Source organism: Escherichia sp. MOD1-EC4550 (genome assembly GCF_963876935.1).
Lineage (GTDB): Bacteria > Pseudomonadota > Gammaproteobacteria > Enterobacterales > Enterobacteriaceae > Escherichia > Escherichia coli_F.
In genome coordinates, this window is the sequence record NZ_CAWNSE010000001.1 from 150123 (window position 1) to 175223 (window position 25101).

Annotated in this window: 22 protein-coding genes; 19 read left to right on the forward strand and 3 right to left on the reverse strand. The window is 54.2% G+C overall.

What is annotated here, in order from left to right; genetic code table 11:
- Nucleotides 1-78: 78 nt before the first annotated feature.
- Nucleotides 79-1779: a nitrate/nitrite two-component system sensor histidine kinase NarQ gene (gene narQ / locus AACU19_RS00655; RefSeq protein WP_001353046.1), complete on the reverse strand. Its 1701-nt coding sequence runs from the start codon at nucleotides 1777-1779 to the stop codon at nucleotides 79-81.
- A 205-nt stretch (nucleotides 1780-1984) separates the two neighbouring features.
- On the opposite strand from narQ, the gene aegA reads away from it, so the two are divergent.
- The 3 genes from aegA (at nucleotide 1985) to AACU19_RS00670 (ending at nucleotide 5776) form a co-directional block, all read left to right on the forward strand.
- The gene (gene aegA, locus AACU19_RS00660; RefSeq protein ID WP_105277936.1) at nucleotides 1985-3964 is read left to right on the forward strand and encodes a formate-dependent uric acid utilization protein AegA; all 1980 of its coding nucleotides are present in this window, start codon (nucleotides 1985-1987) and stop codon (nucleotides 3962-3964) included.
- Between the two features lie 67 nt (nucleotides 3965-4031).
- Nucleotides 4032-4607 carry a GDP-mannose pyrophosphatase NudK gene (nudK, locus tag AACU19_RS00665; protein ID WP_001353047.1) on the forward strand — a complete coding sequence of 192 codons (576 nt, stop codon included), beginning with the start codon at nucleotides 4032-4034 and terminating at the stop codon, nucleotides 4605-4607.
- 125 nt (nucleotides 4608-4732) lie between these two features.
- Complete coding sequence (locus AACU19_RS00670; protein ID WP_105277937.1) at nucleotides 4733-5776, forward strand: DUF1176 domain-containing protein; 1044 nt, start codon at nucleotides 4733-4735, stop codon at nucleotides 5774-5776.
- A gap of 109 nt (nucleotides 5777-5885) precedes the next feature.
- Here AACU19_RS00670 and tkt read toward each other — a convergent pair whose 3' ends face one another.
- Nucleotides 5886-7889 carry a transketolase gene (tkt, locus tag AACU19_RS00675; protein ID WP_105277938.1) on the reverse strand — a complete coding sequence of 668 codons (2004 nt, stop codon included), beginning with the start codon at nucleotides 7887-7889 and terminating at the stop codon, nucleotides 5886-5888.
- Nucleotides 7890-7908: 19 nt separating this feature from the next.
- Nucleotides 7909-8859, reverse strand: a complete 951-nt coding sequence (tal, locus tag AACU19_RS00680) for a transaldolase (RefSeq protein WP_001003725.1) — start codon at nucleotides 8857-8859, stop codon at nucleotides 7909-7911.
- Between the two features lie 287 nt (nucleotides 8860-9146).
- Between tal and maeB the strand changes: the two genes are divergently transcribed.
- From maeB to eutL, 16 genes are all read left to right on the forward strand, one after another.
- Entirely contained in the window at nucleotides 9147-11426 is a 2280-nt protein-coding gene (gene maeB / locus AACU19_RS00685) for an NADP-dependent oxaloacetate-decarboxylating malate dehydrogenase (protein WP_105277939.1), read from the forward strand.
- A gap of 291 nt (nucleotides 11427-11717) precedes the next feature.
- The gene (eutS, locus tag AACU19_RS00690) at nucleotides 11718-12053 is read left to right on the forward strand and encodes an ethanolamine utilization microcompartment protein EutS (protein WP_000356956.1); all 336 of its coding nucleotides are present in this window, start codon (nucleotides 11718-11720) and stop codon (nucleotides 12051-12053) included.
- A gap of 12 nt (nucleotides 12054-12065) precedes the next feature.
- Nucleotides 12066-12545, forward strand: coding sequence for an ethanolamine utilization acetate kinase EutP (gene eutP, locus AACU19_RS00695; RefSeq protein WP_074500911.1), 480 nt, complete (start codon nucleotides 12066-12068; stop codon nucleotides 12543-12545).
- Nucleotides 12520-13221, forward strand: coding sequence for an ethanolamine utilization acetate kinase EutQ (gene eutQ / locus AACU19_RS00700; RefSeq protein WP_105277940.1), 702 nt, complete (start codon nucleotides 12520-12522; stop codon nucleotides 13219-13221). Before eutP ends, eutQ begins: the two co-directional genes overlap by 26 nt.
- Nucleotides 13218-14021 carry an ethanolamine utilization cob(I)yrinic acid a,c-diamide adenosyltransferase EutT gene (gene eutT / locus AACU19_RS00705; RefSeq protein WP_105277941.1) on the forward strand — a complete coding sequence of 268 codons (804 nt, stop codon included), beginning with the start codon at nucleotides 13218-13220 and terminating at the stop codon, nucleotides 14019-14021. The genes eutQ and eutT overlap by 4 nt, the downstream gene beginning before the upstream one ends.
- On the forward strand, nucleotides 14018-15034 hold the full coding sequence (gene pta / locus AACU19_RS00710) for a phosphate acetyltransferase (RefSeq protein WP_105277942.1): 1017 nt from the start codon (nucleotides 14018-14020) through the stop codon (nucleotides 15032-15034). The genes eutT and pta overlap by 4 nt, the downstream gene beginning before the upstream one ends.
- 38 nt (nucleotides 15035-15072) lie before the next feature.
- The gene (gene eutM / locus AACU19_RS00715) at nucleotides 15073-15366 is read left to right on the forward strand and encodes an ethanolamine utilization microcompartment protein EutM (RefSeq protein WP_000387713.1); all 294 of its coding nucleotides are present in this window, start codon (nucleotides 15073-15075) and stop codon (nucleotides 15364-15366) included.
- 106 nt (nucleotides 15367-15472) lie between these two features.
- Nucleotides 15473-15760, forward strand: a complete 288-nt coding sequence (gene eutN / locus AACU19_RS00720; protein ID WP_000762196.1) for an ethanolamine utilization microcompartment protein EutN — start codon at nucleotides 15473-15475, stop codon at nucleotides 15758-15760.
- 11 nt (nucleotides 15761-15771) lie between these two features.
- Nucleotides 15772-17175 carry an aldehyde dehydrogenase family protein gene (locus AACU19_RS00725; RefSeq protein WP_001075727.1) on the forward strand — a complete coding sequence of 468 codons (1404 nt, stop codon included), beginning with the start codon at nucleotides 15772-15774 and terminating at the stop codon, nucleotides 17173-17175.
- Between the two features lie 10 nt (nucleotides 17176-17185).
- Nucleotides 17186-18022 (forward strand): ethanolamine utilization protein EutJ, encoded by an 837-nt coding sequence (gene eutJ / locus AACU19_RS00730; protein ID WP_105277943.1) that lies wholly within the window; start codon nucleotides 17186-17188, stop codon nucleotides 18020-18022.
- Complete coding sequence (gene eutG, locus AACU19_RS00735) at nucleotides 18012-19199, forward strand: ethanolamine utilization ethanol dehydrogenase EutG (protein WP_001178775.1); 1188 nt, start codon at nucleotides 18012-18014, stop codon at nucleotides 19197-19199. The genes eutJ and eutG overlap by 11 nt, the downstream gene beginning before the upstream one ends.
- Before the next feature lie 315 nt (nucleotides 19200-19514).
- Nucleotides 19515-20741 carry an ethanolamine utilization protein EutH gene (gene eutH, locus AACU19_RS00740; protein ID WP_105277944.1) on the forward strand — a complete coding sequence of 409 codons (1227 nt, stop codon included), beginning with the start codon at nucleotides 19515-19517 and terminating at the stop codon, nucleotides 20739-20741.
- Nucleotides 20738-22141, forward strand: a complete 1404-nt coding sequence (gene eutA, locus AACU19_RS00745; protein ID WP_001097507.1) for an ethanolamine ammonia-lyase reactivating factor EutA — start codon at nucleotides 20738-20740, stop codon at nucleotides 22139-22141. Before eutH ends, eutA begins: the two co-directional genes overlap by 4 nt.
- Before the next feature lie 11 nt (nucleotides 22142-22152).
- Nucleotides 22153-23514: an ethanolamine ammonia-lyase subunit alpha gene (eutB, locus tag AACU19_RS00750; protein WP_000769961.1), complete on the forward strand. Its 1362-nt coding sequence runs from the start codon at nucleotides 22153-22155 to the stop codon at nucleotides 23512-23514.
- 20 nt (nucleotides 23515-23534) lie between these two features.
- Complete coding sequence (gene eutC / locus AACU19_RS00755) at nucleotides 23535-24422, forward strand: ethanolamine ammonia-lyase subunit beta (RefSeq protein WP_000372324.1); 888 nt, start codon at nucleotides 23535-23537, stop codon at nucleotides 24420-24422.
- A 9-nt stretch (nucleotides 24423-24431) separates the two neighbouring features.
- Nucleotides 24432-25091 carry an ethanolamine utilization microcompartment protein EutL gene (gene eutL, locus AACU19_RS00760; RefSeq protein ID WP_001111034.1) on the forward strand — a complete coding sequence of 220 codons (660 nt, stop codon included), beginning with the start codon at nucleotides 24432-24434 and terminating at the stop codon, nucleotides 25089-25091.
- Nucleotides 25092-25101 lie beyond the last annotated feature (10 nt).

The following is a 25101-nucleotide window of genomic DNA, read 5'->3' on the forward strand; positions in this document are numbered from 1 at the left end:
AAAAAGGAGTTAATGTAAATTATCATGCCCTTTTATACTGAACCTTAAGTGCAAGTATTCTTTGGTCAGTAGGTGGTATTACATTAGCTGGCTTTCCTCACCCTCCGCAGAGCGAAAGCTAATACTCACTAACGTGCCGCCACCGGAAGGTTGTGAAAAAGTCAGCGTTCCACCCAGTCGTTCCGCGCGTTCGCGCATGATATTCAGACCATAGTGACCTTCGGGTTCTTTCGGTTCTCCGATGCCAATCCCGTTATCACGGATATAGACTGTGTGATTGCCGTCCGGCGCGGTGACGCAGCTGACGGCAATTTCGCTGGCGTTGGCGTGCTTCATCGCATTGAGTACCGCTTCGCGAATAATTTGCAACAAATGCACCTGCATTTGCGCATCCAGCGCCAGTGTTGGCAGACGGCAGTCGAGAGTCAGTTTTGCGCTGGTTTGATTTTGTAACGTATCCAGCATTTCCCGCAACGCGGAGGGAAGATCCGCTTGCTGCAGCGTCAGGCGGAACGTGGTCAACAGCTCGCGTAACTGTCGATAAGCATCATTCAATGCCTGGGAGAAATCGGCCATGATATTTTGTGCGGTGGCGTTATCTTCCGGTATCGAACGTTTAAGTAACGTCAACTGGATACGTAAGTAAGAAAGCACCTGGGCCAGCGAATCATGTAATTCCCGTGCGATGGTGGCACGTTCTTCCATCAACAGTAACTGCTGAAAATGCTTCTGCGCCTGATTAAAGTACAAACCGCGCCCCAGCATCGACGAAACGCTGTTAAGCAGCGGTTCTGATGATGACACGTGGCTATTTTGCCAGTGCAGTTCGCCGTAAACCGTCTCTTGCATCGTTACCGGTAAAATCTGCATCGGCAATTCGGGGTTTGGTTTCCCTTCACTAATCCGCCAGTTTTCACCGACATTCAACTCCAGATATTCAGCCGCTTCATTGTCGCGAACAATCTGCAAAATATGGCGGAAACAATGCACATCTATCTGGCTGGTGTTCAGCGCCTGCGAACACTGATACAACACCTCCAGGCGACGCTTGGCCTCGTGGAGATCACGGGTTTTTTCTTCTACTGACGCTTCCAGCGAACGATACAATTTATGCAGCTCGCTCGACATCTGGTTAAAGGTTTTGGCCAACAGTCCCAGCTCATTGGGCAGACTTGTATCCAGCGGCGGCGAATCGAACTGGCCGTGTTCAATACGCTGACTGGCGGTAACCAGCTGATTCAGCGGGGCAACCACCTGATGGCGTATGCGGCGCAGAGTAAAAAAGACCAGCGTGAAAATACCGATGCCGCCAGCCAGGGAGATCGCCACCACCAGCAGCATTTTGCGTTCGGCGTAGTGCTGTAAAGCCAGCACGAACAGGTCTATCTGATTAACATAATTATTAATATTGGCCTGATACCACGGCAAATCGCCCTTGCTGAGCCGATTATTCATCTCCAGCCAGTTGGCATTCAGATGCGCATAGCGGGTTTTTACTGCCTCTGGCACATACCAGACGTTGAGATTGGTTAACACCGGTGAGTGCAGTGCCTGTTGGAACAGCTGGCGATGCGCATTGAGTTGTGGACTGCCGCTTTGCAAGTCGTAGCCCAGGCGGTAACTCTGCATACGCAACGATCCGGCAATATTGATAGCCTCAGCGTCGCGCAAACTGCTCGCCAGCGTTAGCAGAGCGATACCCGTGGAAAGAATCGACAGCAGCACAATGTAAAAAAAGGCCCGGGCCAGACTGGCCGAGACGGGGCGTTTAACAATCACACGCGTCTTCTCCACATAAAATCATTAATGTTCCAGTTTGCTGAAATGCAATTTAATCAGTGATGGGATTATTTGATCTGCCACAGTTTATAGCGAAATAGTGACTTATTCTGGGCACATGAACATTGCCGATTCCCCTGTAAGTCGGGTAATAACAACACTCATATAAAGAATAAGGTTTTTACAACCAAAAAAGAAGGTCGTTATGAATCGTTTTATTATGGCCAACAGTCAGCAATGTCTGGGTTGTCATGCTTGTGAAATCGCCTGTGTCATGGCTCACAATGATGAGCAACATGTCCTGAGCCAACACCATTTTCATCCCCGAATTACGGTTATCAAACATCAGCAGCAACGTAGTGCGGTGACCTGTCACCATTGCGAAGATGCGCCCTGCGCCCGTAGTTGCCCTAATGGCGCGATCAGCCATGTTGATGACAGCATTCAGGTCAATCAGCAAAAGTGTATTGGCTGTAAATCCTGCGTGGTAGCTTGTCCATTTGGTACGATGCAAATCGTCCTGACACCCGTCGCGGCAGGCAAAGTTAAAGCCACGGCGCATAAATGCGACCTTTGTGCAGGTCGCGAAAGCGGTCCTGCCTGTGTCGAGAATTGTCCGGCGGACGCTCTGCAACTGGTCACTGACGCCGCACTCTCCGGCATAGCGAAATCTCGCCGCCTGCGCACCGTACGTCAGGAGCATCAACCGTGGCATGCCAGTACTGGGGCACCAGAAATGCCGGCGATGAGTAAAGTCGAGCAAATGCAGGCAACCCCCGCGCGAGGCGAGCCGGATAAACTGGCGATTGAAGCGCGCAAAACTGGTTTTGATGAAATTTATCTGCCATTTCGCGCCGACCAGGCACAACGGGAAGCCTCGCGTTGCCTGAAGTGCGGCGAGCACAGCGTTTGTGAATGGACCTGCCCTCTGCATAACCACATTCCACAGTGGATAGAGCTGGTGAAAGCCGGAAATATCGACGCCGCCGTCGAGCTTTCTCACCAGACCAACACCCTGCCAGAAATTACCGGACGCGTTTGCCCGCAAGACCGTCTGTGCGAAGGAGCCTGTACCATTCGCGATGAGCACGGAGCGGTAACTATCGGCAACATCGAACGCTACATTTCGGATCAGGCGTTGGCGAAAGGTTGGCGTCCTGACTTAAGCCATGTCACCAAAGTGGATAAGCGGGTGGCGATTATCGGTGCAGGTCCGGCAGGGCTAGCCTGTGCGGATGTTCTGATCCGCAATGGCGTGGAGGTGACGGTGTACGATCGCCATCCAGAAATCGGTGGCCTGCTCACCTTCGGCATTCCTTCTTTCAAACTGGATAAGTCCCTGCTGGCGCGTCGCCGGGAAATCTTCAGCGCGATGGGGATTCACTTCGAACTCAATTGTGAAGTGGGTAAAGATGTCACTTTGGATTCGCTTTTGGAACAATACGACGCGGTCTTCGTTGGCGTAGGCACTTACCGTTCCATGAAAGCGGGTTTACCTAATGAAGATGCGCCGGGCGTTTATGACGCGCTGCCATTCCTCATCGCCAACACTAAACAGGTGATGGGACTTGAAGAGTTACCTGAAGAGCCGTTTATCAATACCGCCGGACTCAATGTCGTGGTACTGGGCGGTGGCGACACCGCGATGGACTGTGTGCGTACCGCGCTGCGCCATGGCGCGAGTAACGTCACCTGTGCCTATCGTCGTGATGAAGCTAACATGCCTGGCTCGAAGAAGGAGGTGAAGAACGCCCGCGAAGAGGGGGCAAACTTCGAATTTAACGTCCAGCCGGTGGCGCTTGAGCTGAATGAGCAAGGTCATGTTTGCGGAATTCGTTTCCTGCGTACGTGTCTTGGCGAGCCGGATGCCCAGGGGCGTCGGCGTCCGGTGCCGGTGGAAGGCAGTGAGTTTGTGATGCCAGCCGATGCGGTGATCATGGCATTTGGTTTTAATCCTCATGGTATGCCGTGGCTGGAGTCGCACGGTGTAACGGTGGATAAATGGGGCCGCATCGTAGCGGACGTTGAAAGCCAGTACCGTTACCAGACCACGAATCCGAAAATCTTCGCAGGTGGCGATGCCGTGCGTGGTGCGGATCTGGTGGTTACCGCAATGGCAGAAGGACGTCATGCGGCACAGGGGATTATTGACTGGCTGGGGGTAAAATCAGTCAAATCTCACTGATAGCCTGCGCAGACAAAACTGACTTCACAGCGTAAGATAATTGTTCATTTCGCGCTGTGGAGTCGGTATGACGCAACAAATCACCCTCATCAAAGACAAAATTCTCTCCGATAACTATTTCACACTGCACAACATAACTTACGATCTCACGCGAAAAGATGGCGAAGTTATCCGCCATAAACGTGAAGTTTACGATCGCGGTAATGGTGCGACGATCCTCCTGTACAACGCGAAGAAAAAGACCGTGGTTCTGATTCGTCAGTTCCGCGTCGCTACCTGGGTTAATGGCAATGACAGCGGGCAACTGATTGAAACCTGCGCCGGGCTGCTGGATAACGACGAACCGGAAGTGTGTATTCGTAAAGAAGCGATTGAAGAGACGGGTTATGAAGTTGGCGAAGTCCGCAAATTATTTGAACTGTATATGTCGCCAGGCGGTGTGACTGAGCTAATCCACTTTTTTATCGCCGAATACAGTGACAGCCAGCGCGCTAATGCGGGCGGTGGTGTCGAAGATGAAGATATTGAAGTGCTCGAGCTGCCGTTCAGCCAGGCGCTGGAGATGATCAAAAGCGGCGAAATACGTGACGGTAAGACGGTGTTATTGCTTAACTATTTGCAAACATCACATTTAATGGACTGAAAAATAACAATAATATTTCGTTGTTTATTATTGGCTCAATCCGATAAATCCGATTGAGCCGCGCTACCTGCGCAACGAAGATACGACTTGTGCTGTTTGTTTGAACTTCTGGGGTCGTACCGTCCATGCGCTATCGCATTTTTCTTCTCTTTTTTTTCGCTTTATTGCCGACGTCTTTGGTGTGGGCGGCACCAGCGCAACGGGCATTTTCCGACTGGCAGGTCACCTGTAATAATCAAAATTTCTGTGTAGCGCGCAATACGGGCGATCATAATGGACTGGTCATGACCCTGAGCCGCAGCGCCGGGGCGCATACCGATGCCGTTTTACGTATTGAGCGCGGCGGGTTGAAGTCGCCGGATGCGTCGGAAGGGGAGATAGCGCCACGGCTGCTGTTAGATGGCGAGCCGTTGGCGTTGAGTGGTAACACGTGGCGGATTTCACCATGGTTATTAGTAACCGATGATACGACAACCATCACCGCGTTTTTGCAGATGATTCAGGAAGGGAAAGCGATCACCTTACGCGACGGCGATCAGACCATTTCACTGAGTGGCTTAAAAGCAGCATTGTTGTTTATTGATGCCCAGCAAAAGCGCCTCGGCAGTGAAACCGCGTGGATCAAGAAAGGGGACGAACCGCCGCTCAGCGTACCGCCAGCGCCTGCGCTAAAAGAGGTCGCCGTAGTGAACCCGACGCCGACCCCGCTTTCTCGTGAAGAACGTAACGATTTGCTGGATTACGGTAACTGGCGGATGAATGGTCTGCGCTGTTCGCTTGATCCGTTGCGTCGTGAAGTGAATGTGACTGCGCTGACCGACGATAAAGCGTTGATGATGATTAGCTGTGAAGCAGGCGCGTATAACACCATTGATCTTGCGTGGATTGTGTCGCGTAAAAAGCCACTGGCCTCGCGCCCAGTACGGTTGCGTTTACCGTTCAACAACGGTCAGGAGACCAATGAACTGGAACTGATGAACGCAACATTCGATGAAAAATCGCGTGAACTGGTGACCTTAGCGAAAGGGCGCGGATTAAGCGATTGTGGCATTCAGGCGCGCTGGCGCTTTGACGGTCAGCGTTTTCGCCTGGTGCGTTACGCTGCAGAACCCACCTGCGATAACTGGCATGGACCAGACGCCTGGCCCACGTTGTGGATCACCCGTTAAACATAATAGCGGGGACATGCCAGCCTGATAAGATGCGCCAGGCCGGATAAGACGCGTCAGCGTCGCATCCGGCAATCAGCATCCGGCAATCAGCATCCGGCGATCAGCATCAGGCACCTTTCACTCCCAGTACCTTATGCGCTTTTGCCACAATATTCTCGGCGGTAAAGCCAAAGAACGGGAACAGCTTATCCGCAGGAGCAGATTCCCCATAACCCGTCATCCCGACAATTGCCCCTTTCAGACCAACATATTTGTACCAGTAATCGGCGATGCCTGCTTCCACCGCCACGCGAGCCGCAACGTTAGAAGGCAACACCGACTCACGATATTCCTCATCCTGGGCGTCGAAAATTTCGGTCGAGGGCAGGGAAACAACGCGTACATTGCGACCTTCTCCCGCTAATTTCTCTGCCGCTTGCAGGGTGATTTCCATCTCTGAACCAGTGGCAATCAAAATAATATCCGGCTTGCCGCCGCTGTCTTTCAACACATAACCACCGCGGGCAATCTCTTTTACCTGATCTGGCGTACGTTCCACCTGGGCCAGATTCTGCCTTGAGAGGATAAGCGCCGTCGGCCCGTTGTGACGCTCGACCGCCAGCTTCCAGCCCACCGCAGCTTCCACCTGATCACACGGTCGCCAGGTGCTAAAATTCGGCGTCAAGCGCAGACTGGCCAGTTGCTCAACGGCCTGGTGGGTCGGACCATCTTCCCCTAAGCCAATTGAGTCGTGGGTATAAACCATAATCTGCCGCGCTTTCATCAGTGCCGCCATCCGCGCGGCGTTACGAGCGTATTCAACAAACATCAGGAACGTCGCGGTATACGGCACGAAGCCGCCGTGGTGCGCAATGCCATTGGCGATAGCGGTCATACCAAATTCACGCACCCCGTAGTGAATATAGTTGCCCGCCGGATCTTCCTTCAGCGATACAGAACCTTTCCAGATGGTGAGGTTACTGGGAGCCAGATCCGCCGAACCGCCAAGCAGTTCAGGCAGCATTGGCCCGTAAGCGTTAAGCGTATTTTGCGAAGCCTTACGGGTAGCGATCTTCGCAGGATTCGCCTGCAACTCATTGATATATTTCTGCGTCGTTTTCTCCCAGTCTTTCGGTAAACCACCGCTCATCCGGCGAGTAAACTCTTCTGCCAGTTGCGGATGAGCCTTTTTATACGCGGCAAACTTCTCATTCCATCTCTGCTGCGCTTTTTCGCCTTTTTCGCGGGCATCCCAGGCGTGATAAATCTCTTTGGGGATCTCAAATGGCGGATGGTGCCAGCCCAGTTTCTGTCGAGCCAGCGCCACCTCTTCTTCACCCAGCGGTGCGCCGTGCGCCTCTTCTTTACCTGCTTTATTCGGTGAACCAAAGCCAATCACCGTACGGCAGATAATCAGCGATGGCTTATCTTTTACGCTTTGCGCTTCAAGAATCGCTTCCTTCACCGCCTGCGGATCGTGGCCGTCGATTTCATGGATCACATGCCAGTGATAGGCTTCAAAACGTTTTGCCGTATCGTCGGTAAACCAGCCTTCGGTTTCTCCATCAATCGAAATACCGTTGTGATCGTAAAAACCAATCAGTTTGCCCAGCCCCAGTGTGCCCGCCAGCGAACAGACTTCGTGAGAGATACCTTCCATCAGACAGCCGTCGCCCATAAACACATAGGTGAAGTGATCGACGATCTCATGATCCGGCTGGTTAAACTGCGCCGCCAGTGTACGCTCTGCTATCGCCAGCCCGACGGCGTTAGCCAAACCTTGTCCAAGTGGACCGGTGGTGGTTTCAACACCTGGTGTATAGCCAATCTCCGGGTGGCCTGGGGTTTTCGAATGCAACTGACGGAAGTTCTTCAGCTCTTCCAGCGGCAGGTCGTAACCGGTCAGATGAAGCAAACTGTAGAGCAGCATCGATGCGTGACCGTTGGAGAGAATAAAGCGATCGCGATCATACCAGGTTGGATCGCTGGGGTTATGTTTAAGAAAATCGTTCCACAGCACTTCGGCAATATCTGCCATGCCCATCGGCGCGCCGGGATGACCGGAATTGGCTTTTTGCACCGCATCCATACTGAGTACGCGAATCGCATTGGCAAGGTCTTTTCGGGACATAAAACACTCCGTGGCTGGTTTATAGTTTGACGGCAAGAAGATCTTCCAGTTTGCGTTGATCAACGGCGAACAGGCGGATGCCTTCAGAGAGTTTTTCTACTGCCATTGCATCCTGATTGTGCTCCCAACGGAACTCCGCTTCGCTCATCGGGGCTGGGCGTGGGAACGTCTGAGAAGGCGGGATTAATTTACGCACTACTGGAGAAACTTTTTCCTGCAACTCCTTCAGCAAATTCGGCGCAATAGTCAGTCGATCGCAGCCGGTTAAGGCGAGGATTTGTTCGGTGCGACGGAAGCTCGCGCCCATTACAATGGTTTCGTAGTGGTGTTGCTTATAGTAGTCGTAGATATTGCGCACTGACTTAACGCCCGGATCTTCTTCCACCACATACGGGTCCATCGGCTTACGCGCCTGATACCAGTCATAAATACGCCCGACAAACGGCGAAATCAGAAAAACGCCTGCTTCTGCACAGGCCCGCGCCTGAGCAAAAGAAAACAGTAGCGTCAGGTTGCAGTTAATACCTTCTTTTTCCAGTTCTTCTGCCGCGCGAATTCCTTCCCAGGTTGAAGCCAGCTTGATCAGAATACGTGATTTCTCAACGCCTTGTTGCTGATACAAGTCCACCAAATGGCGCGCCTTCTCAATACTTTTTTCTTTATCAAAAGAGAGGCGTGCATCAACTTCTGTTGACACGCGACCGGGTACGATTTTGAGAATTTCAGTGCCGAAATTGACCGCCAGTTTGTCACATGCAGCGACCACCTGTTGTTCCTGGGTCTTGCCATTTTTTTTACCCCAGGCGATAGCATCGTCTATTAAATGCTCATATTGTGATAATCCGGCAGCCTTGAGTAACAGCGAAGGATTGGTGGTGGCATCCTGGGGATGATAATGGCGAATGGACTCAATATCACCACTGTCTGCCACGACAGTGGTGAACTGTTTGATGCCGTCTAACTCGTTCATAGGAAATACTCCTTGAAAAGTAAAGTGTTAGATGAGTGCGTTAATTCACACTTCTGAGAAATTTCGCTAAACGCATCAAAAAAGCATAGCAGACAGGCATGGTATTGCTGGATTAAGCAGGTAACATCAGTGTTATAGGATTATTACCAAAACATTATGTTAATGGTGAGAGTTTGGACTTGCTCAAAGTCTGTAGGCTCCGGCAAGGTAATAATGTGCGCCACGTTGTGGGCAAGGCTGTTGCTCACACACTTTATTTGTGAACGTTACGTGAAAGGAACAACCAAATGGATGACCAGTTAAAACAAAGTGCACTTGATTTCCATGAATTTCCAGTTCCAGGGAAAATCCAGGTTTCTCCAACCAAGCCTCTGGCAACGCAGCGCGATCTGGCGCTGGCCTACTCACCAGGCGTTGCCGCACCTTGTCTTGAAATCGAAAAAGACCCGTTAAAAGCCTACAAATATACCGCTCGTGGTAACCTGGTGGCGGTGATCTCTAACGGTACGGCGGTGCTGGGGTTAGGCAACATTGGCGCGCTGGCAGGCAAACCGGTGATGGAAGGCAAGGGCGTTCTGTTTAAGAAATTCGCCGGGATTGATGTATTTGACATTGAAGTTGATGAACTTGACCCGGACAAATTTATTGAAGTCGTCGCTGCGCTCGAACCGACCTTCGGCGGCATCAACCTCGAAGACATTAAAGCGCCAGAATGTTTCTATATTGAACAGAAACTGCGCGAGCGGATGAATATTCCAGTATTCCACGACGATCAGCACGGCACGGCAATTATCAGCACTGCAGCCATCCTCAACGGATTGCGCGTGGTGGAGAAAAACATCTCCGACGTGCGGATGGTGGTTTCCGGCGCGGGTGCAGCAGCAATTGCCTGTATGAACCTGCTGGTGGCGCTGGGGCTGCAAAAACATAACATCGTGGTTTGTGATTCAAAAGGCGTTATCTATCAGGGCCGTGAGCCAAATATGGCGGAAACCAAAGCCGCATATGCGGTGGTAGATGACGGCAAACGTACCCTCGATGATGTAATTGAAGGCGCGGATATTTTCCTGGGCTGTTCCGGCCCGAAAGTGCTGGCCCAGGAAATGGTTAAGAAAATGGCTCGTGCGCCGATGATCCTGGCGCTTGCGAACCCGGAACCAGAAATTCTGCCGCCGCTGGCGAAAGAAGTGCGTCCGGATGCCATCATCTGTACCGGCCGTTCCGACTACCCGAACCAGGTTAATAACGTGCTTTGCTTCCCATTCATCTTCCGTGGCGCGTTGGACGTTGGTGCAACAGCCATCAACGAGGAAATGAAACTGGCGGCGGTACGCGCGATTGCAGAACTGGCCCATGCGGAACAGAGCGAAGTCGTTGCTTCGGCGTATGGCGATCAAGATCTGAGCTTCGGTCCGGAATACATCATTCCAAAACCGTTTGATCCGCGTTTGATCGTTAAGATCGCTCCTGCGGTCGCTAAAGCGGCGATGGAGTCGGGTGTGGCGACGCGTCCGATTGCTGATTTCGACGTCTACATCGACAAGCTGACTGAGTTCGTTTACAAAACCAACCTGTTTATGAAGCCGATTTTCTCCCAGGCCCGCAAAGCGCCGAAGCGCGTTGTTTTGCCGGAAGGGGAAGAGGCTCGCGTTCTGCATGCTACTCAGGAACTGGTGACTCTGGGACTGGCGAAACCGATCCTTATCGGTCGTCCGAACGTGATCGAAATGCGCATTCAAAAACTGGGCTTGCAGATCAAAGCGGGCGTTGATTTTGAGATCGTCAATAACGAATCCGATCCGCGCTTTAAAGAATACTGGACCGAATACTTCCAGATCATGAAGCGCCGTGGTGTAACTCAGGAGCAGGCACAGCGGGCACTGATCAGTAACCCGACAGTGATCGGCGCGATCATGGTTCAGCGTGGCGAAGCCGATGCAATGATTTGCGGTACGGTGGGTGATTATCATGAACACTTCAGCGTGGTGAAAAATGTCTTTGGTTATCGCGATGGCGTTCACACCGCAGGTGCAATGAACGCGCTGCTATTGCCGAGTGGTAACACTTTTATTGCCGATACCTACGTCAATGACGAGCCAGACGCAGAAGAGCTGGCGGAGATCACCTTGATGGCGGCAGAAACTGTTCGTCGTTTTGGTATTGAGCCGCGTGTGGCTCTGTTGTCGCACTCCAACTTTGGTTCTTCTGACTGCCCGTCGTCGAGCAAAATGCGTCAAGCGCTGGAACTGGTCAGAGAGCGTGCGCCAGAACTGATGATTGATGGTGAAATGCACGGCGATGCAGCGCTGGTGGAAGCGATTCGCAGCGATCGTATGCCGGACAGCCCTTTGAAAGGTTCCGCCAATATTCTGGTGATGCCGAACATGGAAGCTGCCCGTATTAGTTACAACTTACTGCGCGTTTCCAGCTCGGAAGGTGTGACTGTCGGTCCGGTGCTGATGGGTGTGGCGAAACCGGTTCACGTGTTAACACCAATCGCATCCGTACGTCGTATCGTCAACATGGTGGCGCTGGCCGTGGTTGAAGCGCAAACCCAACCGCTGTAATTCATTCTTAACTCTCACGCTTACCCTGAATATTCAGGGTAAGCGGTTTTACTGTAATATATTAGTAAAGCTTATTACTAAGTTTTCGAGTAATAAAAAAGCAGCATATAAACTATCTCGATATTATTTTATTTATATTCATGCGTTGCATATGAAAGTTTATGCATCACAGTAAATATCTCTCCATTCTTAGTGATCTACCTCACCTTTTAAACGCGCTTGCCGAATTTTGTTATTTACTCTGACGAAAAATTGTCACGATACATGCAAGTTTTTCACAGGCGGCGACTCATGGATAAAGAACGCATCATTCAGGAATTTGTGCCCGGCAAACAGGTCACACTGGCGCATCTCATTGCGCATCCCGGCGAAGAACTGGCGAAGAAAATCGGCGTTCCGGATGCGGGCGCAATCGGCATTATGACGCTAACTCCCGGCGAAACGGCGATGATCGCCGGTGATTTAGCGCTGAAAGCTGCCGATGTGCATATCGGTTTCCTCGACCGTTTTAGCGGCGCACTAGTGATTTATGGCTCGGTGGGCGCAGTAGAAGAAGCGTTATCACAAACCGTCAGCGGTTTAGGACGCTTATTAAATTATACGCTGTGTGAAATGACCAAAAGTTAATACGAGGCATTCATGAAACGAATTGCGTTTGTGGGTGCCGTCGGGGCAGGAAAAACAACGTTATTTAATGCGTTACAGGGGAATTATACCCTCGCAAGAAAAACACAGGCTGTGGAATTTAATGATAAGGGTGATATTGATACGCCGGGTGAATATTTTAGCCATCCCCGCTGGTATCACGCCTTAATTACCACGCTACAGGATGTGGACATGCTGATTTATGTCCACGGCGCGAATGACCCGGAAAGCCGATTGCCTGCCGGGTTGCTGGATATTGGTGCCAGCAAACGGCAAATCGCCGTCATCAGTAAAACGGACATGCCGGATGCTGACGTCGCAGCAACGCGAAAGTTATTGCTTGAAACTGGTTTTGAAGAGCCGATTTTCGAGCTAAACAGCCACGACCCGCAAAGCGTGCAGCAACTGGTGGATTATCTGGCATCTCTCACCGAACAGGAGGAAGCAGGTGAAAAAACTCATCACAGCGAATGATATTCGTGAAGCACATGCGCGCGGCGAACAGGCAATGTCCGTGGTTCTGCGCGCCAGCATTATTACCCCGGAAGCCCGTGAAGTGGCGGACTTGCTGGGGGTTACCATCACCGAATGCACTGAATCGACGCCAGTAGCGGCATCTGTTCCCGTCAGCGTGCCTGCCGATAAAACTGAAAGCCAGCGTATCCGCGAAACCATCATCGCCCAGCTGCCGGAAGGCCAGTTTACCGAAAGCCTGGTCGCGCAGCTGATGGAAAAAGTGATGAAGGAAAAACAGTCGCTGGAGCAGGGGGCAATGCAGCCGAGTTTTAAATCGGTGACCGGCAAAGGCGGCATCAAAGTTATTGATGGCAGCAGCGTGAAGTTTGGTCGTTTCGATGGCGCGGAACCGCACTGCGTAGGCTTGACTGATCTCGTGACCGGAGACGACGGCAGCAGCATGGCCGCCGGTTTTATGCAGTGGGAGAACGCCTTCTTCCCGTGGACCCTGAACTACGACGAAATCGACATGGTACTGGAAGGGGAGCTTCATGTTCGCCATGAAGGCGAAACCATGATCGCTAAAGCAGGCGACGTGATGTTTATCCCGAAAGGTTCCAGCATCGAATTTGGTACGACATCCAGCGTGAAATTCCTGTATGTCGCCTGGCCGGCTAACTGGCAATCCCTATGAAAGATTTCATCACCGAAGCATGGCTAAGAGCGAACCATACGCTCAGCGAAGGCGCAGAGATCCATCTCCCTGCGGACAGTCGCCTGACGCCCTCTGCCCGGGAGTTACTGGAAAGCCGCCATCTGCGCATCAAGTTTATTGACGAGCAGGGCCGCCTGTTTGTTGACGATGAACAGCAGCAGCTACAGCCCGTTCACGTGCTGACCAGTAGTGATGAACATCCGCAGGCGTGCTGCGAACTGTGTCACCAGCCAGTGGCGAAAAAGCCGGACACGCTGACTCACCTGTCGGCGGAAAAAATGGTCGCCAAAAGCGATCCGCGCCTGGGTTTTCGCGCTGTTCTCGACAGCACCATTGCGCTGGTAGTGTGGCTGCAAATTGAACTGACAGAACCGTGGCAGCCGTGGCTGGCGGATATCCGTTCGCGTCTTGGCAACATTATGCGTGCCGATGTGTTGGGCGAACCGCTGGGCTGCCAGGCGATTGTCGGGTTTTCTGACGAAGATCTGCATCGACTTTCTCACCAGCCACTGCGTTATCTCGACCACGATCATCTGGTGCCGGAAGCCAGCCACGGACGCGATGCGGCGTTGCTGAATCTGCTACGCACCAAAGTGCGGGAAACCGAAACCGTCGCGGCGCAGGTGTTTATTACCCGTAGTTTTGAAGTATTACGCCCGGACATCTTGCAGGCGCTGAACCGCCTTTCCAGCACGGTTTACGTGATGATGATCCTGAGCGTAGCGAAGCAGCCGCTAACGGTGAAGCAGATCCAACAACGACTGGGGGAAACGCAATGATTATTGAACGTTGTCGTGAACTGGCGTTGCGAGCGCCCGCCACAGTGGTATTTCCGGATGCGTTAGATCAACGTGTGCTGAAAGCTGCGCAATATTTACATCAACAAGGTCTGGCAACGCCCATTCTGGTCGCCAATCCGTTTGAACTTCGTCAGTTTGCGCTCAGTCACGGCGTGGCGATGGACGGGCTACAGGTGATAGATCCGCATGGCAACCTCGCAATGCGGGAAGAATTTGCTCTCCGCTGGCTGGCCCGTGCGGGCGAAAAAACGCCGCCGGATGCGCTGGAAAAACTCACCGATCCGCTGATGTTCGCTGCCGCAATGGTCAGCGCCGGGACAGCGGATGTCTGTATCGCGGGCAATCTCTCTTCCACGGCAAATGTGCTGCGTGCCGGATTACGCATTATTGGCTTACAGCCAGGCTGTAAAACGCTCTCCTCCATTTTCCTGATGCTGCCACAGTACAGTGGCCCCGCATTGGGCTTTGCCGATTGCAGCGTAGTGCCACAGCCGACGGCGGCGCAGCTGGCAGATATCGCGCTTGCCAGCGCCGAAACCTGGCAGGCCATCACCGGAGAAGAGCCGCGCGTGGCGATGTTGTCGTTTTCCAGTAACGGCAGCGCCCGTCACCCCTGCGTTGCCAACGTCCAGCAGGCGACAGAAATCGTCCGTGAGCGCGCACCAAAGCTGGTCGTCGATGGCGAGTTGCAGTTTGACGCCGCCTTCGTGCCGGAAGTGGCGGCGCAAAAAGCGCCTGCCAGCCCGCTACAAGGCAAGGCAAATGTGATGGTTTTTCCGTCGCTGGAAGCCGGAAATATTGGCTACAAAATCGCACAACGACTCGGCGGATATCGTGCCGTCGGGCCATTGATACAAGGACTTGCCGCGCCGATGCACGATCTCTCTCGTGGTTGTAGCGTGCAGGAAATTATCGAGCTGGCGCTGGTGGCAGCTGTGCCGCGTCAGACAAAAGTGAACCGCGAAAGCAGTTTACACACACTGGTTGAATGAACGGTCCCGTTCTGGACCCCTATAAAGAGGAAAATACAATGGAAGCATTAGGAATGATCGAAACCCGGGGCCTGGTTGCACTGATTGAGGCTTCTGATGCGATGGTGAAAGCTGCGCGCGTCAAGCTGGTTGGTGTTAAGCAGATTGGCGGCGGCCTGTGTACTGCCATGGTTCGTGGTGATGTTGCTGCCTGTAAAGCGGCGACCGATGCCGGTGCCGCAGCGGCGCAGCGTATCGGCGAGCTGGTATCTGTACACGTTATCCCGCGTCCGCACGGCGACCTGGAAGAGGTCTTCCCGATCGGCCTGAAAGGCGATAGCAGCAACCTGTAATCACCCTGTGTGACGTCGATCCGGGCGTCACGCTCTCTCCTGTTTAATTTTACCTTCCGCGGAAGGTAGGGGGAGCTTTTACCTGAAATATGCCACGGAGGCGGGTATGAAACTGGCAGTCGTCACAGGACAAATTGTTTGTACCGTACGCCATCACGGACTGGCGCATGACAAATTGCTGATGGTGGAAATGATTGATCCACAAGGTAATCCTGACGGGCAATGTGCTGTCGCCATCGACAATATTGGTGCGGGAACCGGGGAGTGGGTGTTGCTGGTGAGTGGCAGTTCCGCCCGCCAGGCGCATAAAAGCGAAACGTCACCGGTCGATCTGTGCGTAATTGGCATTGTCGATGAGGTGGTCTCTGGCGGTCAGGTAATTTTCCACAAATAAGGCAGAACATCATGAATCAACAGGATATTGAACAGGTGGTGAAAGCGGTACTGCTGAAAATGCAAAGCAGTGACACGTCGCCCGCCGCCGTTCATGAGATGGGCGTTTTTGCTTCCCTGGATGACGCCGTTGCGGCGGCCAAAATTGCCCAGCAAGGGTTAAAAAGCGTGGCAATGCGCCAGTTAGCCATTGCTGCTATTCGTGAAGCAGGCGAAAAACACGCCAGAGATTTAGCGGAACTTGCCGTCAGTGAAACGGGTATGGGCCGCGTAGAAGATAAATTTGCCAAAAACGTCGCTCAGGCACGCGGTACGCCAGGCGTTGAGTGCCTCTCTCCACAGGTGCTGACCGGTGACAACGGCCTGACTTTAATTGAAAACGCGCCCTGGGGCGTGGTGGCTTCGGTGACGCCTTCCACTAACCCGGCGGCAACCGTAATTAATAACGCCATCAGCCTGATTGCCGCGGGCAACAGCGTTATTTTTGCCCCGCATCCGGCGGCGAAAAAAGTCTCTCAACGGGCTATTACGTTGCTCAACCAGGCGATTGTTGCCGCAGGCGGGCCGGAAAACTTACTGGTTACTGTGGCAAATCCAGATATCGAAACCGCGCAACGCTTATTCAAGTTTCCGGGCATCGGTCTGTTGGTGGTGACCGGCGGCGAAGCGGTGGTGGAAGCGGCGCGCAAACACACCAATAAACGTCTGATTGCCGCAGGTGCTGGCAACCCGCCGGTGGTGGTGGATGAAACCGCCGACCTCGCCCGTGCCGCTCAGTCTATCGTCAAAGGCGCTTCTTTCGATAACAACATCATTTGTGCCGATGAAAAGGTGCTGATTGTTGTTGATAGCGTAGCCGATGAACTAATGCGTCTGATGGAAGGCCAGCATGCGGTGAAACTGACTGCAGAACAGGCACAGCAGTTACAACCGGTGTTGCTGAAAAATATCGATGAGCGCGGAAAAGGCACCGTCAGCCGTGACTGGGTGGGTCGCGATGCGGCGAAAATCGCGGCGGCAATCGGCCTGAACGTGCCGCAAGAAACGCGCTTGCTGTTTGTAGAAACCCCCGCAGAACATCCGTTTGCCGTGACCGAACTGATGATGCCAGTGCTGCCGGTCGTGCGCGTCGCCAACGTGGCGGATGCCATTGCGCTGGCGGTGAAACTGGAAGGCGGTTGCCACCACACGGCGGCAATGCACTCGCGCAATATCGAGAACATGAACCAAATGGCGAACGCCATTGATACCAGTATTTTCGTTAAGAACGGACCGTGCATTGCCGGGCTGGGGCTGGGCGGGGAAGGCTGGACCACGATGACCATCACTACGCCAACCGGTGAAGGGGTAACCAGCGCGCGTACGTTTGTCCGTCTGCGTCGCTGTGTATTAGTCGATGCGTTTCGCATTGTTTAAGGAGTAACCGATGGCGCACGACGAACAATGGCTTACCCCGCGGCTGCAAACGGCGGCAACGCTGTGTAACCAGACGCCCGCCGCGTCGGAATCTCCGCTGTGGCTGGGGGTAGATCTGGGCACCTGCGATGTGGTGTCGATGGTTGTCGACGGCGACGGTCAGCCGGTGGCGGTATGTCTCGACTGGGCCGATGTGGTCCGCGACGGCATCGTCTGGGATTTCTTCGGTGCTGTCACCATTGTTCGTCGCCATCTCGATACCCTTGAGCAGCAATTTGGTCGCCGTTTTAGCCATGCGGCGACCTCATTTCCTCCTGGTACGGACCCGCGTATTTCCATCAACGTGCTGGAGTCTGCCGGGCTGGAAGTGAGCCATGTGCTGGATGAGCCAACCGCAGTCGCGGATCTACTGCAACTGGACAACGCCGGTGTAGTGGATATTGGCGGCGGCACTACCGGAATTGCCATCGTGAAAAAGGGCAAGGTGACTTATTCAGCGGATGAAGCGACCGGCGGACATCACATTTCTCTGACTCTCGCCGGAAATCGCCGTATTTCGCTGGAAGAGGCAGAGCAGTACAAGCGCGGTCACGGTGACGAGATTTGGCCTGCGGTGAAGCCGGTGTACGAAAAAATGGCGGACATTGTTGCCCGACATATTGAAGGGCAGGGCATTACTGATTTATGGCTGGCGGGCGGTTCCTGTATGCAACCGGGCGTGGCGGAGCTGTTTCGCAAACAATTCCCGGCGTTACAGGTGTATTTACCGCAGCACAGTTTGTTTATGACCCCACTGGCGATCGCCAGTAGCGGGCGAGAGAAAGCGGAGGGGCTATATGCAAAATGAATTGCAGACCGCGCTCTTTCAGGCGTTCGATACCCTGAATCTGCAACGGGTAAAAACATTTAGCGTTCCACCGGTGACGCTTTGCGGTCCGGGCGCGGTGAGCAGTTGCGGACAGCAAGCGCAAACGCGTGGGCTGAAACATCTGTTCGTGATGGCAGACAGCTTTTTGCATCAGGCTGGGATGACCGCCGGGCTGACGCGTAGCCTGGCCGTTAAAGGTATCGCCATGACGCTCTGGCCATGTCCGGTGGGCGAACCGTGCATCACTGACGTGTGTGCAGCCGTGGCGCAGTTGCGTGAATCAGGCTGTGATGGGGTGATCGCGTTTGGCGGTGGCTCGGTGCTGGATGCGGCAAAAGCCGTGGCGTTGCTGGTAACGAATCCCGATAGCACGCTGGCAGAAATGTCAGAAACCAGCGTTCTGCAACCGCGCCTGCCGTTGATTGCCATTCCAACTACCGCCGGAACCGGCTCTGAAACCACCAACGTAACGGTGATTATCGACGCGGTGAGCGGGCGCAAGCAGGTGTTAGCCCATGCCTCGCTGATGCCGGATGTGGCGATTCTCGACGCCGCGCTGACCGAAGGCGTGCCGTCGCATGTCACGGCGATGACCGGTATCGACGCGTTAACCCATGCTATTGAAGCGTACAGCGCGCTGAACGCTACACCGTTTACAGACAGCCTGGCGATTGGCGCAATTGCGATGATTGGTAAATCACTGCCGAAAGCAGTGGGCTACGGTCATGACCTTGCCGCGCGCGAGAGTATGTTGCTCGCATCATGCATGGCGGGAATGGCATTTTCCAGTGCGGGGCTTGGGTTGTGCCACGCGATGGCGCATCAGCCGGGGGCGGCGCTGCATATTCCGCACGGACTGGCGAACGCCATGCTGCTGCCCACGGTGATGGAGTTTAACCGGATGGTCTGTCGCGAACGGTTTAGTCAGATTGGTCGGGCGCTGCGAACTAAAAAATCCGACGATCGTGATGCTATTAACGCGGTAAGTGAGCTGATTGCGGAAGTCGGGATTGGTAAACGGCTGGGCGATGTTGGCGCGACATCTGCGCATTACGGTGCATGGGCGCAGGCTGCGCAGGACGATATTTGTCTGCGTAGCAACCCGCGTACTGCCAGCCTGGAGCAGATCGTCGGCCTGTACGCGGCGGCGCAATAAATGCCGGATGCGACGCTTGCCGCGTCTTATCCGGCCTTCGGGATTGCACATGTAGGGCGGATAAGGCGTTCACGCCGCATCCGCCAATGGCGCGGTGCAAGTGCCGGATGCGACGCTTGCCGCGTCTTATCCGACCTGGGGATTACACATGTAGGGCGGATAAGGTGTTCACGCCGCATCCGCCAATGGCGCGGTGCAAGTGCCGGATGCGACGCCTGTCGCGTCTTATCCGGCCTACAGGATTGCACATGTAGAGCGGATAAAGCGTTCACGCCGCATCCGCCAATAAATAACAACTAACAGGGAGTAAAGGCGATGGGAATTAACGAAATCATCATGTACATCATGATGTTCTTTATGCTGATAGCTGCCGTAGACAGGATCTTGTCGCAGTTCGGCGGTTCTGCTCGTTTCCTCGGTAAGTTTGGTAAAAGTATCGAAGGATCGGGCGGCCAGTTCGAAGAAGGCTTTATGGCAATGGGCGCACTGGGCCTGGCGATGGTCGGTATGACCGCACTGGCACCAGTACTGGCCCACGTACTTGGGCCGGTGATTATCCCGGTTTACGAAATGCTCGGCGCAAACCCGTCAATGTTCGCTGGAACACTGCTGGCGTGCGACATGGGCGGCTTCTTCCTCGCCAAAGAGCTGGCGGGCGGCGATGTGGCAGCGTGGCTATACTCTGGGTTGATTCTCGGATCGATGATGGGGCCAACGATTGTGTTTTCCATTCCGGTGGCGCTCGGCATTATCGAACCTTCTGACCGTCGTTATCTGGCGCTCGGCGTGCTGGCGGGCATTGTGACCATTCCCATTGGCTGTATTGCCGGTGGTCTGGTGGCTATGTATTCCGGTGTGCAGATCAACGGTCAGCCAGTGGAATTCACCTTTGCCCTGATCCTGATGAACATGATCCCGGTACTTATCGTCGCGGTACTGGTGGCGCTGGGGCTGAAATTCATCCCGGAAAAAATGATCAACGGCTTCCAGATCTTCGCCAAGTTCCTCGTTGCATTGATCACCCTCGGTCTTGCCGCTGCGGTAGTGAAATTCCTGCTCGGTTGGGAACTGATCCCCGGTCTGGATCCGATCTTCATGGCTCCAGGCGACAAACCCGGTGAAGTGATGCGCGCCATTGAAGTTATCGGTTCTATCTCCTGCGTGCTGTTAGGGGCGTATCCGATGGTGCTGCTGCTGACACGCTGGTTTGAAAAACCGCTGATGAGCGTCGGTAAAGTGCTGAATATGAACAATATCGCGGCAGCTGGCATGGTCGCAACCCTTGCCAACAATATCCCGATGTTCGGCATGATGAAGCAGATGGATACCCGCGGCAAAGTGATCAACTGTGCCTTCGCCGTTTCCGCTGCTTTCGCCCTGGGTGACCATTTAGGCTTCGCCGCTGCCAACATGAACGCCATGATCTTCCCGATGATTGTCGGCAAGTTGATCGGCGGCGTTACGGCGATTGGCGTGGCGATGATGCTGGTGCCAAAAGAAGACGCGACCGCGGCTAAAACCGAAGCGGAGACACAATCGTGAACACTCGCCAGCTACTGAGCGTCGGTATCGATATCGGCACTACCACCACCCAGGTGATCTTCTCCCACCTGGAGCTGGTTAACCGTGCGGCGGTGTCGCAGGTGCCGCGCTACGAATTCATCAAACGCGAAATTAGCTGGCAAAGCCCGGTGTTCTTTACCCCTGTCGATAAACAGGGCGGTTTAAAAGAAGAGGAACTGAAATCCTTAATCCTCGAGCAATATCAGGCTGCGGGCATTGCGCCGGAAAGTGTGGATTCCGGTGCCATCATCATCACCGGCGAAAGCGCGAAAACCCGCAATGCTCGCCCGGCGGTGATGACGCTCTCTCAGTCGCTGGGCGATTTTGTCGTTGCCAGCGCTGGGCCGCATCTCGAATCCGTGATCGCCGGTCACGGTGCCGGGGCGCAAACCCTTTCTGAACAACGGTTATGTCGGGTACTGAATATCGACATCGGCGGTGGCACCGCGAACTACGCTTTGTTCGATGCCGGAAAAATCAGCGGCACTGCCTGCCTTAACGTCGGCGGCCGCCTGCTGGAAACCGACAGCCAGGGACGCGTGGTTTACGCTCATATACCGGGGCAGATGATTGTGGATGAGTGCTTCGGTGCAGGCACTGACGCCTGTTCACTGACCGGCGCGCAGCTGGTGCAGGTTACCCGGCGGATGGCGGAACTGATTGTCGAAGTGATTGACGGAACGCTCTCGCCGCTCGCGCAGGCATTGATGCAAACCGGTTTGCTGCCCGCAGGTGTTACGCCCGAAATCATTACGCTTTCTGGCGGCGTGGGCGAATGTTATCGCCACCAGCCCGCTGACCCGTTCTGTTTTGCCGATATTGGCCCGCTTCTGGCAACGGCGCTGCATGAGCATCCTCGTCTGCGTGAGATGAACGTGCAGTTTCCAGCGCAAACCGTGCGCGCCACGGTGATTGGCGCAGGCGCACATACCCTTTCGCTCTCTGGCAGCACAATCTGGCTGGAGGGGGTACAACTGCCGCTGCGCAATTTGCCGGTGGCGATCCCAATTGATGAAACGGATCTGGTGAGTGCCTGGCAACAAGCGCTAATTCAACTGGATCTTTGCCCCAAAACTGACGCGTACGTGCTGGCGCTTCCCGCCTCGCTGCCTGTGCGTTACGCCGCGGTACTGACGGTCATCAACGCGCTGGTCGATTTCGTCGCGCGTTTTCCGAATCCGCATCCCCTGCTGGTGGTGGCCGGGCAGGACTTTGGTAAAGCTCTGGGCATGTTGTTGCGTCCACAGCTACAACAACTCCCGTTGGCAGTCATTGACGAAGTGATTGTCCGCGCGGGGGACTATATCGACATTGGTACGCCTCTTTTTGGCGGATCGGTTGTGCCGGTGACGGTGAAATCACTCGCATTTCCTTCCTGAGGGAACGACTTATGAAACTAAAGACCACATTGTTCGGCAATGTATATCAGTTTAAGGATGTAAAAGAGGTGCTGGCTAAAGCCAACGAACTGCGTTCGGGGGATGTGCTGGCGGGCGTTGCAGCGGCAAGCTCACAGGAGCGCGTGGCGGCAAAGCAGGTGTTGTCGGAAATGACCGTAGCGGACATCCGCAATAATCCGGTGATTGCCTATGAAGATGACTGCGTTACGCGGTTGATTCAGGACGACGTTAACGAAACGGCATACAACCAGATTAAAAACTGGAGCATCAGCGAACTGCGTGAGTATGTGCTGAGTGATGAAACCAGCGTTGACGACATTGCTTTTACCCGCAAAGGGCTGACCTCGGAAGTGGTCGCGGCGGTAGCGAAGATTTGCTCTAACGCGGACCTGATCTACGGCGCGAAGAAAATGCCGGTAATCAAAAAGGCCAATACAACTATTGGTATTCCGGGCACCTTCAGCGCCCGTTTGCAGCCAAACGATACCCGCGACGACGTGCAAAGTATCGCCGCGCAAATCTACGAAGGGCTTTCTTTCGGGGTGGGCGATGCGGTGATCGGCGTTAACCCGGTGACTGACGACGTGGAAAACTTAAGCCGCGTGCTGGATACCATCTATGGCGTGATCGACAAATTCAACATTCCGACCCAGGGCTGCGTGCTGGCGCACGTTACTACCCAGATTGAAGCGATCCGTCGCGGCGCGCCGGGCGGGCTGATTTTCCAGAGCATCTGCGGCAGCGAAAAAGGGCTGAAAGAATTTGGCGTGGAGCTGGCGATGCTCGATGAAGCACGCGCAGTGGGCGCAGAGTTTAACCGTATCGCCGGGGAAAACTGCCTCTACTTCGAAACCGGGCAGGGTTCTGCGCTATCGGCGGGCGCTAACTTCGGTGCAGATCAGGTAACGATGGAAGCGCGTAACTACGGGCTGGCACGTCATTACGATCCGTTTATCGTCAACACCGTAGTGGGCTTTATTGGGCCAGAGTATCTCTACAACGACCGGCAGATTATCCGTGCGGGCTTAGAAGATCACTTTATGGGCAAACTGAGCGGCATTTCTATGGGCTGTGACTGCTGCTACACCAACCACGCTGACGCTGACCAGAACCTCAACGAAAACCTGATGATCCTGCTCGCCACCGCAGGCTGTAACTACATCATGGGGATGCCGCTGGGTGATGACATCATGCTCAACTACCAGACTACGGCCTTCCACGACACCGCCACTGTGCGTCAGTTACTCAACCTGCGCCCGTCACCGGAGTTTGAACGCTGGCTGGAAAGCATGGGCATTATGGCAAACGGTCGCCTGACCAAACGGGCGGGCGATCCGTCACTGTTCTTCTGATGACGCGGAGATAACACATCATGGATCAAAAACAGATTGAAGAAATTGTACGCAGCGTGATGGCGTCAATGGGACAAGCGGCCCCCGCGCCGTCAGAAGCAAAATGCGCCACTACCACCTGTGCAGCACCGGTGACCTCGGAAAGCTGCGCGCTGGATTTAGGTTCCGCAGAAGCAAAAGCGTGGATTGGCGTTGAAAACCCGCATCGCGCAGACGTATTAACAGAACTGCGCCGCAGCACCGTGGCTCGCGTCTGTACCGGTCGTGCCGGTCCGCGTCCGCGTACCCAGGCGCTGTTGCGTTTCCTGGCCGATCACTCTCGTTCGAAAGACACCGTACTGAAAGAAGTGCCGGAAGAGTGGGTGAAAGCGCAGGGCTTGCTGGAGGTCCGCTCTGAAATTAGCGACAAAAATCTCTATCTGACTCGCCCGGATATGGGCCGCCGCTTGTGTGCAGAGGCTGTTGAAGCGCTGAAAGCGCAGTGTGTTGCCAATCCGGACGTACAGGTGGTTATTTCCGATGGTCTGTCTACTGACGCTATTACCGTCAACTACGAAGAGATCCTGCCGCCGCTGATGGCGGGCCTGAAACAGGCCGGGCTGAAAGTCGGTACGCCATTCTTTGTTCGTTATGGTCGGGTGAAGATTGAAGATCAGATTGGCGAACTTCTTGGCGCGAAAGTGGTGATCCTGCTGGTGGGTGAACGTCCGGGGTTGGGGCAGTCAGAAAGTCTCTCCTGCTACGCCGTTTACTCGCCGCGTATGGCAACCACCGTTGAGGCCGACCGTACCTGTATCTCTAACATTCACCAGGGCGGCACGCCGCCGGTTGAAGCCGCAGCCGTCATTGTGGATTTGGCGAAACGTATGCTGGAGCAGAAAGCATCCGGCATCAACATGACCCGATAAGGAGGCATCATGCCAGCTTTAGATTTGATTCGACCGTCGGTAACCGCCATGCGGGTGATTGCCTCTGTTAACGCCGAATTTGCGCGTGAACTGAAATTGCCGCCGCATATTCGTAGCCTCGGGCTGATTTCTGCTGATTCCGATGACGTCACCTACATTGCGGCTGACGAAGCGACCAAGCAGGCGATGGTTGAAGTCGTGTATGGTCGCTCGCTGTATGCGGGAGCTGCACACGGGCCGTCACCGACTGCCGGTGAAGTGCTGATTATGCTCGGGGGGCCAAACCCGGCGGAAGTGCGTGCCGGTCTGGATGCGATGGTTGCGCATATTGAAAATGGCGCTGCTTTCCAGTGGGCTAATGATGCAGAAAACACAGCCTTCCTGGCGCATGTCGTTTCGCGTACCGGCTCTTATCTCTCATCAACCGCCGGGATCACGCTTGGCGATCCGCTGGCGTATCTGGTGGCACCGCCGCTGGAAGCGACTTACGGCATTGATGCAGCGTTGAAATCTGCCGACGTGCAACTGGTGACCTATGTACCGCCACCGTCTGAAACCAACTACTCGGCAGCATTTTTAACCGGTAGCCAGGCCGCGTGTAAAGCAGCCTGTAACGCCTTTACCGATGCAGTGCTGGAAATCGCGCGTAATCCAATCCAGCGTGCGTAACGGAGGTTGC

What these genes read in the sequence shown, in the direction of transcription:
- eutP (WP_074500911.1), top strand. Translation starts at nt 12,066, where the DNA reads ATGAAACGAATTGCGTTTGTGGGTGCCGTCGGGGCAGGAAAAACAACG.
- maeB (WP_105277939.1), top strand. Translation starts at nt 9,147, where the DNA reads ATGGATGACCAGTTAAAACAAAGTGCACTTGATTTCCATGAATTTCCA.
- pta (WP_105277942.1), top strand. Translation starts at nt 14,018, where the DNA reads ATGATTATTGAACGTTGTCGTGAACTGGCGTTGCGAGCGCCCGCCACA.
- eutM (WP_000387713.1), top strand. Translation starts at nt 15,073, where the DNA reads ATGGAAGCATTAGGAATGATCGAAACCCGGGGCCTGGTTGCACTGATT.
- eutT (WP_105277941.1), top strand. Translation starts at nt 13,218, where the DNA reads ATGAAAGATTTCATCACCGAAGCATGGCTAAGAGCGAACCATACGCTC.
- tal (WP_001003725.1), bottom strand. Translation starts at nt 8,859, where the DNA reads ATGAACGAGTTAGACGGCATCAAACAGTTCACCACTGTCGTGGCAGAC.
- aegA (WP_105277936.1), top strand. Translation starts at nt 1,985, where the DNA reads ATGAATCGTTTTATTATGGCCAACAGTCAGCAATGTCTGGGTTGTCAT.
- nudK (WP_001353047.1), top strand. Translation starts at nt 4,032, where the DNA reads ATGACGCAACAAATCACCCTCATCAAAGACAAAATTCTCTCCGATAAC.
- tkt (WP_105277938.1), bottom strand. Translation starts at nt 7,889, where the DNA reads ATGTCCCGAAAAGACCTTGCCAATGCGATTCGCGTACTCAGTATGGAT.
- eutC (WP_000372324.1), top strand. Translation starts at nt 23,535, where the DNA reads ATGGATCAAAAACAGATTGAAGAAATTGTACGCAGCGTGATGGCGTCA.
- AACU19_RS00725 (WP_001075727.1), top strand. Translation starts at nt 15,772, where the DNA reads ATGAATCAACAGGATATTGAACAGGTGGTGAAAGCGGTACTGCTGAAA.
- eutN (WP_000762196.1), top strand. Translation starts at nt 15,473, where the DNA reads ATGAAACTGGCAGTCGTCACAGGACAAATTGTTTGTACCGTACGCCAT.
- AACU19_RS00670 (WP_105277937.1), top strand. Translation starts at nt 4,733, where the DNA reads ATGCGCTATCGCATTTTTCTTCTCTTTTTTTTCGCTTTATTGCCGACG.
- eutS (WP_000356956.1), top strand. Translation starts at nt 11,718, where the DNA reads ATGGATAAAGAACGCATCATTCAGGAATTTGTGCCCGGCAAACAGGTC.
- eutL (WP_001111034.1), top strand. Translation starts at nt 24,432, where the DNA reads ATGCCAGCTTTAGATTTGATTCGACCGTCGGTAACCGCCATGCGGGTG.
- eutJ (WP_105277943.1), top strand. Translation starts at nt 17,186, where the DNA reads ATGGCGCACGACGAACAATGGCTTACCCCGCGGCTGCAAACGGCGGCA.
- eutH (WP_105277944.1), top strand. Translation starts at nt 19,515, where the DNA reads ATGGGAATTAACGAAATCATCATGTACATCATGATGTTCTTTATGCTG.
- eutG (WP_001178775.1), top strand. Translation starts at nt 18,012, where the DNA reads ATGCAAAATGAATTGCAGACCGCGCTCTTTCAGGCGTTCGATACCCTG.
- eutB (WP_000769961.1), top strand. Translation starts at nt 22,153, where the DNA reads ATGAAACTAAAGACCACATTGTTCGGCAATGTATATCAGTTTAAGGAT.